A 14,765-nucleotide genomic window follows, 5' to 3' on the forward strand; every position below is an offset into this window, starting at 1 on the left:
CGACTGGCAACGCCCTCACCCAAGCATCTTGTGGCGGTCGGTGACTTGCGCCCCGTCCCCGCGCGGGAGTAACCCAGCGCGATGATCCCCGCCGATATCGAATGGCGCGTCTCGACCGAGCAAGTGCCTTATGCCGAAAGCCTGGCGGCGATGGAGGCCCGCGCCGCCGCGGTTTCTGCCGGCGATGCGCGCGAGCTCGTCTGGCTGCTCGAACACCCGCCGGTCTATACCGGAGGCACCAGCGCCGATCCTGCCGAACTGATTGATCCACGCTTTCCCGTCGTCCAAACCGGGCGTGGCGGGCGCTACACCTATCACGGCCCCGGCCAGCGCGTCGGCTATCTGGTGCTCGACCTCAACCGCCGCGGACGCGACGTGCGCTGCTTCATCCATGAGCTCGAACACTGGCTGATCGCGACGCTGGGCGATTTCGGGATCGAGGCGCGGACCGAATCAGGTCGCGTCGGTATCTGGACCGGGCACGGCGCCGAGGAGGCGAAAATCGGCGCGATCGGGGTGCGGGTGAAACGGTGGGTGACCCTGCATGGTTTCGCCATCAACCTCGACCCCGATCTCGCACATTTTCGCGGAATCGTGCCGTGCGGCCTGGCCGACTATGCCGTGACCAGCGCGACCGCGTTGGGAAAAACCATTGCAGTTGAGGTATTTGACGCCGCATTGGCGCGTCATCTACCCGACTTTCTCGACGCGCTTTCCGCGCACGAAAAGCGGCTTGAGCAACTTCGGATTAGTGTCTAATGTCCCCCTTGATTTGGGTGATAAGGCCGGAAAAGCCGACCAAATCCACTATCTAGGGAGCTTCCAAATGCGTTCTTTCATCTCGAAGGCCGTGATCGGCACCATGATCGCGGGCGCCGCCCTGGCGGTTTCGGCCTGCACCAAGACCGAAACGACCACCAATGTCACCGACATGAACGTCACTGACGAAACCACCACCGACAACATGACTGCGGTCGATGGCGGCGCCATGAACGGCACCGACATGATGTCGAACGACACCACGACCACCACGACCAACACGACGATGTAATTCGTCTGGTCGTCCGCCTTCGGGCGGATGGTTAGGTTTCGAGGGGCCGTCCGTTCGTCGGGCGGCCCCTTTCGATTCGTGGCGCGGAGTCAGTAGACTTAAACACACCGAAACCTCTTGGGCGCGCAGGAAAATCACCGTAGGAAAGTGCCTGCGCAGGGGGCGCGAGAAGGGACGAGGATGAAAATCGTGCGTATCATGGCGAGCCTTTCGCTTGCCGCCGGCCTGTTCGCCGGATCACCGGCATCGGCGCAGTTTTTCCTGAAATCCTATGATTTCAGCGGAGCTGCGGTGACCGGTGCCGAGCCCGAAATGGGCATGCCGATGCCCGGTGCGACACCGGCGGAAGTGCGCGGGGGCCTGGTGTGGAACATGCGCGCCGCGCTCAACGTCGCGGCGCTGCAATGCGATTTCGCGCCGATGTTGCTGACGGTCGACAATTACAACGCGATGCTGCGCGACCATTCGGCCGAGCTCAAAGCCTCGCTCGAAGCGATCAACGGCTATTTCGTCCGAACTTCCAAGACCAAGGCCGCAGGCCAGGCCGCATTCGACCGCTTCGGCACGCGCACTTATTCCGCCTTCGCCACCGTCGCCGCGCAATATGGTTTCTGCCAGACCGCCAGCAAGATCGGTCGCGAAGTGATCTTCACGCCACGCGGCCAATTGGGCGACGCCGCGGCCACCTATATGCGCGAACTGCGCAACAGCCTGATCCCCTATGGCGAACAGCAATTCCCGCGCGCCTTCTACGCCCGGACTTATCTGTTCCTGCCGGATTTCCAGCCCGATTGCTGGCGCAAGGGACGCTATAGCGCGACCTATTGCGGCAGCAGCGCCAAGAAAAAGAAGCGCTAAGGAAGCCTACCGCAAGCCAAGCCGCTTGTGCGCCTGAAGCGTCAGGCGCCAGCGCGGCCGGGCCATGACCAAGGCAATCGCCTCGGCCTCGCTCGCGGCGTTACCCTCGGCCGATCCGGTGTCGAGCGGCTGCGCGAGCAGGTGAGCGAAGTCCCAGCGCTCCAGCACGTCGACATCGGTACCGGGCTGCGGCCAGACCAATTTCAGCTCGTCGCCCGATCGCTGGACGACCTCGCTCCCAGCCTTGGGGCTGATGCAGACCCAGTCGATGCCGGGGTGGACGGCCAGCGTGCCGTTGCTTTCGATCGCGATGGTGAACCCGGCCGCGTGCAGCGCTTCGACCAAAGCGTCGTCGACCTGGAGCATCGGCTCGCCGCCGGTGAGGACGCAAAAGCGCTCCTCGCGCCCCTCGCCCCAGAAACCCGCCGCTGCCTCGGCCAGCGCGGCGGCGTCGGCGAAACGGCCGCCGCCCTCGCCATCGGTGCCGACGAAGTCGGTGTCGCAGAACCGGCAGACCGCGGTCGCGCGATCCTGTTCGCGCCCCGACCATAGATTGCATCCCGCGAAGCGGATGAACACCGCGCGCCGGCCGGCATTCACGCCCTCTCCCTGGAGCGTGAGGAACATCTCCTTGACCGCGTAGCTCATCGTCAGCCGGCGTAACGCGTCGGGTCGGGAATGCCGGCTTCCTCGAACCCCTTGGCGCGCAACCGACAGCTGTCGCACAATCCGCAATGCACGCCGCCGGGCGCCGGATCGTAGCACGACCAGCTCATCTCGAGATCGAGCCCGAGCCGCGTCCCTTCGCGCACGATATCCGCCTTGGTCATGTGCTGGAGCGGCGCGTGGATACGGAACCGGTCGCCCTCCACCCCTGCCTTGGTCGCGAGCGCCGCCATGTCCTCGAACGCGGCGACGAATTCGGGGCGGCAATCGGGATAGCCCGAATAATCGAGCGCATTGACTCCGATCACCAGGTCGCGCGCGCCCGCCGCCTCCGCCCAACCCAGCGACAAACTGAGAAAGATCGTGTTGCGCGCGGGCACGTAGGTGACCGGGATGTCGCTGCTCACGCCGTCTTTGGGCACAGCGATCTCCGCGGTCAGCGCCGAGCCGCCGAACGCGCGCAGATCGAGCGGCAGCACGACATGACGTTCGGCGCCCAGCGTGCCGGCGATTCGCCGCGCCGCGGCAAGTTCGATCTGGTGGCGCTGGTTATAGTCGACCGAAAGCGCGAGCAGGCGATAGCCCGCGGCCTTCATCGAGGCCGCGGCAACCATCGAATCGAGGCCGCCCGAAATCAGCGCGACCGCCAAAGGCGATGTAGTTTCCATGATCGGGCGGGAGCTAGGAGGTTAGAGCGGCCATCGCAAGTCGGGACGCCGTTAGCCCTCTCCCGCTTGCGGGTGCGCCGGGTCGGTCATGCCCCCGGCATGACCTGAACAGCGCGGAGCGCTGTTCACCCGGTGCAGGTTGGGTGAGGGTCTTCTTTCTTCCAAGCGAACAGTGCGACAAAAGAAGAAGTAAGAAGACCCTCACCTTCCCACCGCCTTACGGTGGCGGGCCCCTCCCTCTCCCGCACGCGGGAGAGGTGTAAAAACGGGAGAGGGGCGCCACAAAAGAAGAGGGCCGCCTTGCGGCGGCCCAGTCTTGACGCTTCCAAGCGTCTTTCCAGGGAGGAAACGTGCCCGAAAGCACTTATCCTCTATAGCCGACCGACCCTAAACGCGGCCTTAACGGGCCGGCGGTGGCGCGCAAGCGCCTGTCCGGCGCCCTTCGTACACGATGTCGAACGGCTGCCCCAGCGGATCGATCCCTTGCGTATCGAGGCGAATCAAGGTGGGACTTTCGAGCGTGATCGTGGTGCGGCCATAACCGCGACCCTGGCAGGTATAGTGGATCGTGGTGTGATCGGGCGCGTCGTCGATGGTGAAGCGCGTGCACTGGACGCCAGGATGGAACAGCTGAACCATCTGCAGCGGATTGTGCATGCACATCTGCCGCGGCGTGTCTGCGCTGCCGATCTCGTGCAACTGCCATTGCCCCAGGCCGAGCCGATCGAGCGCGATCGGCCCTGCCGCGACCGCCACGCCCGCGCCAAGACCCGCCATGGCCGCAAACGCGGCTAAGATAATCGTCCCCTTCCCCATGCGCACTCCTCTGCCATCCAAATGTGGCGATGGGCGGGCAGTGTTACAATCGTTAGAGTCTGGCTCAGCGAAGCTGAAAACGACCCTAGGGCGCGGCTAATTCCGCAGGCACCGGAAACGACTTCGCGCAGAACGCGCAATCGACGTTGATCATGCCATGCTCGTCGGCCATCTCGCGCCGGTCCTCGGGCGTGAATTTGGCGAGCACGCCGGCAATATACGCGGCGTCGCAGCGGCATCCCTTGCGGAAATCCGACCGCGCCTGCACGCGCACTTCCTCTTCTTCGTTGAACAGGCGCCAGATCAGGGTTTCCAACGGGATCGCGGCATCGGTGAGTTCGTCCGCCCCCATCGTCCGCCCCAGGATCGCGACATGCTCCCATTCGGGATGGTCGTGCCGCACATGCAGCCGCTCGCGCCCGATCTCGCCTTCCGGCAGATGTTGCAGCAACAGCCCGCCGGCGACGTGATGGCCGGTGCGATCGCGCGCGACCCCGAAATTGATCAGCGTCGGAATCTGTTCCGACTGGGCGAAATAGCTTTCCGCGGCCTCGGCCAGCGTTTCGCCGTCGAGTGGAACGATGCCCTGATAGCGTTCGCCGGTTCCCGCCAGATCGAAGGTGATCGCCAGATACCCTTCGCCGAACAAGGCGAACAGAGTCGGTTCCTCTGGCGCCTCGGCCAGGCGATCGGCATCGAACTGGACATAGCCGCGCAATTCGCCGCCGCGATAATCGCACACCAGCAGCTTCACCACGCCGGCCTGGGTCTGCGCCTGGATGGTGAGCTGCCCCAATGGATCCTTGAGCGTCGAGCCGATCAACGCTGTCAAGGTCAGCGCCTCGGCGAGCAACCGTTCGATCGCCGGCGGATAAGCATGCGCCGCCAGGATCTCATCGAGCACTGGCCCCAGCCGCACCAGCCGACCGCGCGCGTGGCGGGCGGGAATGGTGAAGCCGATCGTCTGGTCGAGGTCGGTAACGTCCGCGGTCATAACAATCCTTCGTCACCCCAGCGAAGCCGGAGCCTCTGGCGTCAGCGCTGCGCCAAATTGCGTGAGATGCCGGCCTGCGCCGGCGGGACGAATGTGGGGAGAGCGCCGCCCGCGATCAACCGATCTGCCCGAAGCACCAGCGCAGGATCGATTTCTGGGCGTGCAACCGGTTCTCCGCTTCGGGCCAGATCAGCGATTGCGGCCCGTCGAGCACCTCGGCAGTCACTTCCTCGCCGCGATGCGCGGGCAAGCAATGGAGGAATTTGGCACCAGGCTTCGCGCCCGCCATCAACTCGCCGGTCACCTGGAACGGCATCATCGCCGCGAGCTTGGTATCGGCATGCTCCTGCCCCATCGAGATCCAGGTGTCGGTGACGACGATGTCCGCGCCCTCCACCGCCTCGCGCGCGGTTCCAACCACCCGGGCGCGCCCGTTGCCCAGCGCGACGTCCGCTTCGGACGGCTGGAATCCCTGCGGGCAGGCGGCGATCACGTCGAACTGCATCAGCCCGGCCGCTTCCATCATCGAGGTGAGCACGTTGTTGCCGTCGCCCAGCCACGCGACCTTGAGCCCCGGCAGCGAATAGCCAGCCTCGATCACCGTCTGCAGGTCGGCGATGATCTGGCACGGATGTGAATAGTCGGTCAGGCCATTGATCACCGGCACGCTGGCATAGGCCGCGAGTTCCTCGACCTTGGCGTGATCGTCGGTGCGGATCATGATCGCGTCGACATAGCCCGACAGGATGCGCGCGGTGTCGGCGACCGTCTCGCCGCGGCCAAGCTGCATCTGGCCGGCATCCGTCACGATGCTGGTGCCACCCAATTGGCGGATCGCCATGTCGAAGCTGAAGCGGGTGCGGGTCGAGTTCTTCTCGAACACCATCGCCAGCACATGCCCGGCGAGCGGCGCATCGGCGTCTATTTTGCCCTTGGGCCAGCCCGCGCGCGCCGCCTTGCGGTCGAGCGCATCCGCCAGCATCGCGGCAACGCCGTCAGGCCCGGCGTCGGACAGGTTGAGGAAGTGGCGGATCACAGTCCCTCTCCCGCTGGGCGCATCAGGTCGGTCATGCCCCCGGCATGACCTAAACAGCGCGGGGCGCTGTTTACCTGATTCGGGAGGGAGCCGCGAAGCGGCGGAAGGGTGAGGGCAGAGAGGATGAGGCTGCCCTCACCCTTCCCACTCGGCTGCGCCGAGCGGGTCCCTTCCCTCTCCCGGGGGGAGAGGGAGATTATCACGCCGCCACGGTGGCGGCGGCATAGGTCCGCGCGCCTTCGCTCAGCCGCTCGATACATTCGGCGATATGGTTTTCCTCGATCACCAAGGGCGGCAGCACGCGGAACACATTCTCGCCCGCGGCGACCGTCAGCAATCCGTGATTGTCACGCAGGTGCGCGACGAAATCGCGGCTGACCGCCGGCTCCTTCATCTTGATACCGAGCATCAGACCCTTGCCGCGGATTTCCTCGAACAGATCGTCATGGTTCGGAATGAGCTGTTCGAACGCCGCGCGCAGGCGGTCGCCCATCGCGGTGACGTGCTCGAGAAAGCCCGGCTCGAGCATCACGTCGAGCACCGCTTCGCCCGCCGCCATCGCCAGCGGATTGCCGCCATAGGTCGAGCCATGCGTGCCGATTACCATCCCCTTGGCCGCTTCCTCGGTGGCGAGGCACGCGCCGAGCGGGAAGCCGCCGCCGATGCCCTTGGCCACGGTCATGATGTCGGGAGTGATGCCGTAATGTTCATAGGCCCACATCTTGCCGGTACGCCCATAGCCGCACTGGATTTCGTCGAGGATGAGCAACAGGCCGTGCTCGTCGCACGCCTTGCGCAGGCCCCGGATGAACTCGGGCGTGCCGGCGGTCATCCCGCCCTCGCCCTGCACCGTCTCGACCAGGAAGCCGGCGGTCTCGTCATCGATCAGCGCCAGCGCACCTTCGAGGTCGTTGAACCTGGCATAGTCGAAGCCTGGCAGCAGCGGTTCGAACCCGTCGCGCATCTTGGGCTGATCGGTCGCGCTGATCGCGCCGAGCGAGCGGCCGTGGAAAGCGTTCTTGAAGGTAATCAGTTTGTAGCGTTCGGGATTGCCGTTGACGTCGTGATAGCGGCGCGCGGTCTTGATCGCGCACTCGATCGCCTCGACGCCCGAATTGGTGAAGAACACCGTGTCGGCGAAGCTGATGTCGACAATGCGCTGTGCCAGGCTCTCGCCCTGCGGCGAGCCGTACAGGTTCGACACGTGCATCAGGGTCGCGGCCTGGTCGGCGATCGCCTTGGTCAGCTTGGGATGGCCATGGCCGAGCGCATTGACCGCAATGCCGGCGGCGAAATCGAGATAACGCTCGCCGCGCTCACCAATCAGGAAGCAGCCCTCACCTCGGACCGGACGCACCCCGCACCGCGGATAGACGGGCATGAGCGGAGTGATAGTCACGGCGATGGCCTCCTTCAGTTGCGAAAAAGCAAAAAGGGCGGCCCATCCGGACCGCCCGGAGCGGGCATTTACTTGGTCCGGCCACGGAGCGTCAACACCATGGGGTCGAATCGGCCATGACAGGGGTTTGGTGGGTCATGCCCAGGGTGCATGATACCCGGACCGCTTTGCCGCACGAGCCGGTCGAAACGATCGACAAGCGCTGCCGACCGCGGTCGTGGGCTCGTCCGGATGGCGCGGGCGACGGGTGGCGGGCGGCTGGGATCGTATGACGGCGCCGTACGGTACGGATCGTTCGTGCGCGGCGCGGTATTATAGGCGTCGTCCGGCGCGGACGAATACGGTTGCCCCTGGTCGTCATCGTCGCCGGGCGCGCGCCGGGCACTGTCATAACCGCCCTGAGGCGTCGACCCATAAGCGGGCGGATAGTCCGTCGATCGGCCGCGATAGGCATAGTCATTGCCCGAGTCGCCGCGCGCCTCGCGCAGATCGCGCAGCAGCGCAAAGGTCCGGCGAGTGAGATCGCGGCGCACATCGCCATCGTCGTCGCGCTGGGCGCGGCGGTCCAGCCGCACCAGCTCGTCGGCTTGTTCGCGCAAATTGCTCGCCTGATCGTCGGAAATCTCGCCGCGGCCCTGGGCGGTATCGATCATCGAGCGGACCTGATACGGCGTCGGCACCGAGCGACGGGCATAGCCGTTACCGTAACTGCCAGAATAATCGGGATTATAGGATTGCGCCGTCGCAGGCGCGGCGCTCAGGACGGCGAGACTCGCCGCCGATATCAACAGAATGCGCATTACCGGAACTCCACTGGGTGGGATCATAACGCGCGGTAGCAGTGGGATGTTGCGTGCAGGCTGAATGGCCGCGTCAGCCGGCGTTCACGCACACCGGCCAAGCGCCACGACGGGGACCGGTCAGGACTTGATCTTCCAGCCCTTGTTGAGCAGCCAGTAACAGGTCAGCGCGAGGACCACGTCCAGGCCAAACACCACCGCGCTGCCGATCAGTACCGGCGAATCGGCGGTGCCGAGGAAGCCGTAGCGAAAGCCCGAGATGATGTAGAAGAACGGGTTGGCATGGCTGAACGCGCGGAACGCCGGCGCCAGGCGATCGACCGAATAGAAAGTGCCCGACAACAGCCCGAGCGGCACGATGACGAAATTGGTCACCGCCGCGGCATGGTCGAACTTGTCCGCCCAGATCGAGGTCAGCACGCCGAGCAGCGACAGGAACGCTGCCCCCAGGAACCCGAACCAGATCACCGCCCAGAGATGCTGCGGCCAGACGCCGATGCCGTAAAGCGCCATCGCTGCCCAGACGATGAAGCCGACGATGAACGCGCGCGTCATCGCCCCGCCGACCAACGCCGCGAGCAATTCCATCGTCGACAAGGGCGGCATCAGATAGTCGACGATCGTCCCCTGGATCTTGCCGACCAGCAGCGAGAAGCTGGCATTGGCGAAGGCCGGGCCCATCATTCCCTGGCTGATGATCAGCCCCGGCGCGATGAAATCGCCGAACGGAATGTCGACGCCGCCGACCGTCACCGGCCGTTTGGCGCCCGTCGCGACGGTGAAAACGACCAGAAATAGCAAGGTCGTGGCGGCCGGCGCCCAGATCGTCTGCAGGTGCACCTTGAAGAAACGGCGCACCTCCTTCACATAGAGGGTTCTCAGGCCACCCCAGTTCACGCTCCGGATCACCGGAACGCCGGGGGGTGCCATAACAGTGATTTTCTCACCGGAAGTGGTGGGCGCGTCCATCGGCCACGCAGGTAGGCGCTGACGCGATGCCCCGCAACCGTCCGGTGACGTTTTGGAAGGAATGTGAATGAGCTGGACCGACGACCGCATCGATACGCTGAGGACGATGTGGGAAAAGGGCATGACGGCGAGCCAGATCGCCGAGGCGCTGGGCGATGTCAGCCGCAACGCGGTGATCGGCAAGGCCCATCGCCTGGGCCTGCAATCGCGCCCGTCGCCGGTGAAGCCGAATGACGACAGCGCGTCGGCGGCGCCCTCCCCAGCGCCGGTCAAGAAGGCGGCGCCGCCCGTGACCGAGGCACCACGCCCCGCGCCCGCTCCTGCCCCCGCACCCGCCGCGGCCCCAGCGGCGTCGTCGGCCGCGGCGATACCCACTACGCCTGCTACCCCTGCCCCCGACGCCCCGCCGCAGCCGATCCTGCGCTCGGTCGGTCCCGGCGGCTTCGTGCGCCAGGCACCGGGCGAGCAGCAGCCGCCAATCGCCCCCGCACCGCCGCGCCGCCTGGTCCCGGCCAAGCCGTCGCCCGAGATTGCCGGCAAGACCAGCCTGCTCGATCTCAACGACAAGATCTGCAAATGGCCGCTCGGCCACCCCGGCGAACCCGATTTCCATTTCTGCGGCGACAAGGTGAACCCGGGTTTCCCCTATTGCGTCGCGCATTGCGGCCACGCCTATCAGGCACAGCTGCCGCGCCGCGATCGCCGTCCGCCGCCGCCGCTGCCGTTTGGCGGCCCGCGCGTCCGCTGATCCGGGATCATCGATGAACGCAAATCGCGCGTCCGAACAGCATTCGGGCGCGCGATTTGCTGTGGATAGCCGACGCCGTCTTGCGCGCGGCCCTTGCGGCGGATTCCGCCCCTCCTATACGTGATACATGTCCGACGATTTGTTCGCTTCCTCCGGTAAGCCCGGCACCGACTATGACGCCTCCTCGATTGAAGTGCTCGAGGGGCTCGAACCCGTCCGCCGCCGCCCCGGAATGTATGTCGGTGGCACCGACGAGCGCGCGATGCATCACCTCGCCGCCGAAGTGCTCGACAATTCGATGGATGAGGCGGTGGCCGGGCACGCCACCCGGATCGAGGTCACGCTTGAGGTCGGCAACCGGCTGACCGTCGTCGACAATGGCCGGGGCATGCCGGTCGACCCGCATCCCAAATTCCCCGACAAATCGGCGCTCGAAGTGATTCTCTCGATGCTGCATTCGGGCGGCAAGTTCGACGGCAAGGCCTATGCGACCTCGGGCGGGCTGCACGGCGTCGGCATCAGCGTGGTCAACGCGCTGAGCGAGGACACCGTGATCGAGGTCGCGCGCAATCGCGAATTGTTCCGCCAGCGTTTCTCCAAGGGACTGACGCTCGGGCCGATCGAGAAATTGGGGCCGACTCCCAATCGCCGCGGCACCTCGGTCGCGTTCACGCCCGACCCCGAGATTTTCGGACCCGAATTGCACTTCAAGCCGGCGCGGCTGTACAAATTGGCGCGCTCGAAGGCGTATCTGTTTGCCGGCGTCGAGATCCGCTGGAAATGCGCGCCCGAGCTCATCACCGACGACACTCCGGCGGAAGCGGTGTTCCAATTCCCCGGCGGCCTGGCTGATCATCTGAAGGAACAGATCGGCGACCGCGAATGCGCCACCGCCAATTTCTTCGCGGGCAGCCAGGACTTCCCCGGCGAGCAACAGGGCCGCGTCGAATGGGCGGTGGCCTGGCCGTTATGGTCCGACGGCAGCTATAGCTGGTATTGCAACACCATCCCGACCCCTGACGGCGGCACCCACGAAGCGGGTCTGCGCGCCGCGCTCGTCCGCGGCATCCGTGCGTTCGGCGAATTGGTCGGGCAGAAACGCGCCAAGGACATCACCGCCGACGACGTGATGGTCGGATGCGAGTTGATGCTTTCGGTTTTCATTCGCGAGCCGCAATTCCAGAGCCAGACCAAGGACCGTCTCACCAGTCCCGAAGCGGCGACCATGGTCGAGCGCGCGGTGCGCGACCATTTCGACCATTTCCTCTCCGACAATATGGATCGCGGCAAGGCGCTGCTCGGCTATGTCGTCGAGCGGATGGACGAGCGCCTGCGCCGCAAGCAGGAGCGCGAGGTCAAGCGCAAGTCGGCGACGTCGGGGCGCAAGCTGCGCCTGCCGGGCAAACTGACCGATTGCTCGGCCGACGATCCCGCCGGTACCGAGATTTTCATCGTCGAAGGCGATTCGGCCGGCGGATCGGCCAAGCAGGCGCGCGACCGCAAGACCCAGGCGATCCTGCCTATCCGCGGCAAGATCCTCAACGTCGCCTCGGCGACCAGCGCCAAGATCTTCGCCAATCAGGAGATTGCCGACCTGACGCTGGCACTGGGGTGCGGCACGCGCAAGGACTGCGAGCCGGACAATCTGCGCTACGAACGCGTGATCATCATGACCGACGCCGATGTGGATGGCGCGCATATCGCGACGTTGCTGATGACCTTCTTTTTCCAGGAGATGCCCGACATCGTCCGGCGCGGACATCTCTATCTGGCGCAACCTCCGCTCTATCGTCTGACTTCTGGCACCAAGAGCCTGTACGCGCGCGACGACGCGCATCGCGCCGAGCTCGAGGCGAAGGAATTCAAGGGCAAGAAGGTCGAAGTTAGCCGGTTCAAGGGGTTGGGCGAGATGAACCCCAACCAGCTCAAGGAAACGACGATGCATCCCGGCTCGCGCGGACTGATCCGCATCACCTTGCCGCAGGAATATGAGGAGCGCGCGGGGGTGAAGGACCTGGTCGATCGGCTGATGGGCACCAACCCGGCGCACCGCTTCGCCTTCATCCAGGAAAATGCCGCCAGATTGGACGAAGAAGCCATCGACGCCTGATCGCGCGAGGCTTCCGCTATTCGAAGCAGAATGGTACGAATAGCCGCCGCGTCTTGGAGGATTCACGTCATGTCGCGTAGTTTAATCCTGTTCGCTTCATTGCTCGTCTCTGCTCCGGCCGCCGTTGTTGCGCAGGATAAGGTGGCCGACGCTTCCAAGGCCGACATCATCATTATCGGCGAGCGCCTTCCCGACCTGCAAAAAGCGCTGAATGCCTGTGTCGAGCGGAAATGTCCGCCCGATCAGGACATCAATGCCACGCTGAAGGTCGCCGAACACCAGTTCGTCGACGGCAAATATGAGGATGCGCGTTCCACGCTGTTAAAGTCGATCGGCCGCAACAAGCGCTTCGCGCACGACTATCCCGAACCGGTAGCCGACCTGCTCCGCGCCAATTACCGGATCGCCGCGCATCTGGGCGACGGAGAGGCGTTCCGCGTCGGCACGTTCGATATGGTGAGCGCACTCAAGGCCGGTCTGCCCGAGAAAGATCCGCGCGTGCTGGGCGGGGAGGTCGAAGTCGGCGACATGTATGCGCGGTTCAACCGTGTTGACGAGGCAGTCGACAAATATTCGAGCGTCGAGCGCCAGGCGGTGAAGCTCGGCCTGTACAATATCCAGGGCATGGCACGCCTGCGTATCGTCGGGCTGTACAGCCAGCTCGCGATAGCGCTGCCGTTCGAATATAAGGGCGAAGCGCGCAAGGCGGCGGACTGGCTGATCAACAATCCCGATCCGCACATGAAGCCGTTCGGCCAGGCCGCACGCGTGCTAATGGCGCGCCTGGATGCCAAGACCGGCGACCCCAGTGCAGTCGACAAGCTGATCGCCGATTATCGCGCCACCGATCAGGGCAGTGCACCGGTACTGCTTTATGCTCCACCGCTCAAATCGACCGACGACACCGACCGCGGAGCAAATTCGGGAGAGACGCTGACCAAATTGTCGCGGACCAATTATGATGGCGAATGGGTCGATATCGGCTTTTGGGTAACCCCTGACGGCCGGGTCAGCGATGCCGGCGTGTTGCGGTCGGGCAAACCGGCCGATGAGCCCTATTGGATAAAGCCGATCCTGGCAGGGATAAGCGCTCGGCGTTATGCCCCGCTCAAAATAGATCCGTCGCAGCCGGGGATAATGCGCATTGAACGCTATACGCTGACCGCGCGACTCACGACCAATACGGGCTCGCGGTTGCTGGTCCGGGAGGCTAGGCCGCAGATCGAGATGCTCGATCTGTCGGTCGATCCGCCGGCCGGTCCGAAAGCGAGCTGAAATTTGGCGAAACGCGTGTGGATGATCCGCGCGCTCGTCGCGCTCGCCTTCCTGGCACCAACCGCGCCCGCATCCGCCCAGTCGCCTGCTACCAACGCCGTGACTGCCGATCCCGCGCTCAACGCGCGGACCGCGGAATTGATCGCCGCGATCACGGGAGCGCAAAGCTACGACAGTTATTTCGCGCCGAGTTTCCGGGCGGCGCTAGCCAGGGCAAAGTGGGACGCAGTGGTCGCGTCGATGACCGCGCAGATGGGCAAGCCGCTGGCGATCGACAGACTGACCGCGGTCACGCCGTTCTCGGCCAATCTGCGCGTCCGGTTCGAGCGTGGCGTGGTCAATGCCCAGATCGCGATCGACCCGGCGCCGCCGCATCAGGTCGTGGGGTTGTTGTTCACCGGCCCAGAAATGGCGGGGGATACGCTCGACAAGCTTGCCGCCGATATCCGCGCGCTGCCCGGGACGACCGGCCTCGGCATCTATGCGCTCGGCGAAGGCGCGCCGCGTCTGGTGGCCGGGATCGCGCCCGACAAGGCGATGCCGCTCGGCTCGGCGTTCAAGCTGTGGGTGCTTGGCGAAGTGGCGCGCGAGGTGGGTGCGGGCGAGCGCAAATGGAGCGATGTGGTGCCGATCGGGCCCGCCTCGCTGCCCTCTGGCATTACGCAGAACTGGCCGGCGGGCAGCCCGGTGACGGTCCAGACGCTCGCCACCCTGATGATCTCGATCAGCGACAATACCGCGACGGACACGTTGGTGTCGCTCGAAGGCGATCGGCTCGATGACTTCGTGACCAAGGCGGGCGCGCCCGGCCTAGCGCCGATGCTGACGACGCGACAGATGTTTGCCCTGAAAAGTCCCGCCAATGCCGATCTCGCGGCACAATGGGCGACGTCGTTGATGCCGTCGGCAAGGCGCACGCTGCTCGACAGGAACGCGGCGCGGTTACGGACGACGCCAGTCGATCCGATGATGTTCGCCGGCAGGCCGACCAAGATCGATACACTCGAATGGTTCGCCAGTCCCGCCGAGACTGCCGGAATCCTGGATTGGCTCCGCAAGCAGGGTGGCGAGACACCCTTGTCGCTGCTGGCGATCAATCCCGGGATCGATCCCACAACGCGCGGCAAGTTCGATTATATCGGGTTCAAGGGCGGGTCGGAACCGGGCGTCGTCACGCTCAATTTCCTGGTCAGGCGCAAGGACGGGCGCTGGCTGGCGATCGCCGCCGGCTGGCATCGCAACGACGCCGGTGTCGAGGAGAACCGGCTCATCATGCTGATGACGCGGGCGCTGGTGCTGCTTGCCGACGCACCCTTGCCGAACTGACCGGCGATACATTTCGTCTCGGGACGGCAGCGCGGGAAGGCGAGAATCC

General features: G+C 65.0%; 15 protein-coding genes. 7 read left to right on the forward strand and 8 right to left on the reverse strand.

Translation table 11 applies throughout. From position 1 onward, the window contains the following. Positions 1-81: 81 nt before the first annotated feature. From lipB to AC1DSD_RS21915, 3 genes are all read left to right on the forward strand, one after another. Positions 82-759 (forward strand): lipoyl(octanoyl) transferase LipB, encoded by a 678-nt coding sequence (gene lipB, locus AC1DSD_RS21905; protein WP_478033074.1) that lies wholly within the window; start codon positions 82-84, stop codon positions 757-759. Positions 760-826: 67 nt separating this feature from the next. After that, a complete protein-coding gene (locus AC1DSD_RS21910; protein WP_478033076.1) occupies positions 827-1,051 on the forward strand; it encodes a hypothetical protein in 225 nt (74 codons plus the stop codon). 180 nt (positions 1,052-1,231) lie between these two features. Then, positions 1,232-1,909, forward strand: coding sequence for a hypothetical protein (locus tag AC1DSD_RS21915; RefSeq protein WP_478033077.1), 678 nt, complete (start codon positions 1,232-1,234; stop codon positions 1,907-1,909). Positions 1,910-1,915: 6 nt separating this feature from the next. Here AC1DSD_RS21915 and queE read toward each other — a convergent pair whose 3' ends face one another. The 8 genes from queE to AC1DSD_RS21955 all read right to left on the reverse strand — a co-directional run bounded on the left by queE (position 1,916) and on the right by AC1DSD_RS21955 (position 9,218). Further along, positions 1,916-2,557: a 7-carboxy-7-deazaguanine synthase gene (queE, locus tag AC1DSD_RS21920; RefSeq protein WP_478033078.1), complete on the reverse strand. Its 642-nt coding sequence runs from the start codon at positions 2,555-2,557 to the stop codon at positions 1,916-1,918. Between the two features lie 2 nt (positions 2,558-2,559). Further along, on the reverse strand, positions 2,560-3,243 hold the full coding sequence (gene queC, locus AC1DSD_RS21925; protein ID WP_478033080.1) for a 7-cyano-7-deazaguanine synthase QueC: 684 nt from the start codon (positions 3,241-3,243) through the stop codon (positions 2,560-2,562). A gap of 399 nt (positions 3,244-3,642) precedes the next feature. Further along, the gene (locus AC1DSD_RS21930) at positions 3,643-4,059 is read right to left on the reverse strand and encodes a DUF3617 domain-containing protein (protein ID WP_478033082.1); all 417 of its coding nucleotides are present in this window, start codon (positions 4,057-4,059) and stop codon (positions 3,643-3,645) included. 85 nt (positions 4,060-4,144) lie between these two features. Further along, a complete protein-coding gene (hslO, locus tag AC1DSD_RS21935) occupies positions 4,145-5,053 on the reverse strand; it encodes an Hsp33 family molecular chaperone HslO (RefSeq protein WP_478033084.1) in 909 nt (302 codons plus the stop codon). 115 nt (positions 5,054-5,168) lie between these two features. Further along, on the reverse strand, positions 5,169-6,086 hold the full coding sequence (gene argF, locus AC1DSD_RS21940; protein WP_478033128.1) for an ornithine carbamoyltransferase: 918 nt from the start codon (positions 6,084-6,086) through the stop codon (positions 5,169-5,171). A gap of 202 nt (positions 6,087-6,288) precedes the next feature. Continuing rightward, positions 6,289-7,488: an acetylornithine transaminase gene (locus AC1DSD_RS21945; RefSeq protein ID WP_478033086.1), complete on the reverse strand. Its 1,200-nt coding sequence runs from the start codon at positions 7,486-7,488 to the stop codon at positions 6,289-6,291. A gap of 68 nt (positions 7,489-7,556) precedes the next feature. Beyond that, positions 7,557-8,288, reverse strand: coding sequence for a hypothetical protein (locus AC1DSD_RS21950; protein ID WP_478033087.1), 732 nt, complete (start codon positions 8,286-8,288; stop codon positions 7,557-7,559). A gap of 120 nt (positions 8,289-8,408) precedes the next feature. Next, positions 8,409-9,218, reverse strand: a complete 810-nt coding sequence (locus AC1DSD_RS21955) for an ABC transporter permease (protein ID WP_478033088.1) — start codon at positions 9,216-9,218, stop codon at positions 8,409-8,411. A 106-nt stretch (positions 9,219-9,324) separates the two neighbouring features. Here AC1DSD_RS21955 and AC1DSD_RS21960 point away from each other — a divergent pair, with 106 nt between their 5' ends. The 4 genes from AC1DSD_RS21960 to AC1DSD_RS21975 all read left to right on the forward strand — a co-directional run bounded on the left by AC1DSD_RS21960 (position 9,325) and on the right by AC1DSD_RS21975 (position 14,716). Then, complete coding sequence (locus tag AC1DSD_RS21960) at positions 9,325-10,005, forward strand: GcrA family cell cycle regulator (RefSeq protein ID WP_478033089.1); 681 nt, start codon at positions 9,325-9,327, stop codon at positions 10,003-10,005. Positions 10,006-10,132: 127 nt separating this feature from the next. Next, the gene (gene parE / locus AC1DSD_RS21965) at positions 10,133-12,115 is read left to right on the forward strand and encodes a DNA topoisomerase IV subunit B (RefSeq protein ID WP_478033090.1); all 1,983 of its coding nucleotides are present in this window, start codon (positions 10,133-10,135) and stop codon (positions 12,113-12,115) included. A gap of 69 nt (positions 12,116-12,184) precedes the next feature. Next, complete coding sequence (locus AC1DSD_RS21970) at positions 12,185-13,390, forward strand: hypothetical protein (protein ID WP_478033091.1); 1,206 nt, start codon at positions 12,185-12,187, stop codon at positions 13,388-13,390. 3 nt (positions 13,391-13,393) lie between these two features. Then, the gene (locus tag AC1DSD_RS21975; protein ID WP_478033092.1) at positions 13,394-14,716 is read left to right on the forward strand and encodes a serine hydrolase; all 1,323 of its coding nucleotides are present in this window, start codon (positions 13,394-13,396) and stop codon (positions 14,714-14,716) included. Positions 14,717-14,765: the final 49 nt, after the last annotated feature.

The sequence above is a fragment of the Sphingomonas sp. P4_D12 genome, assembly GCF_056401895.1.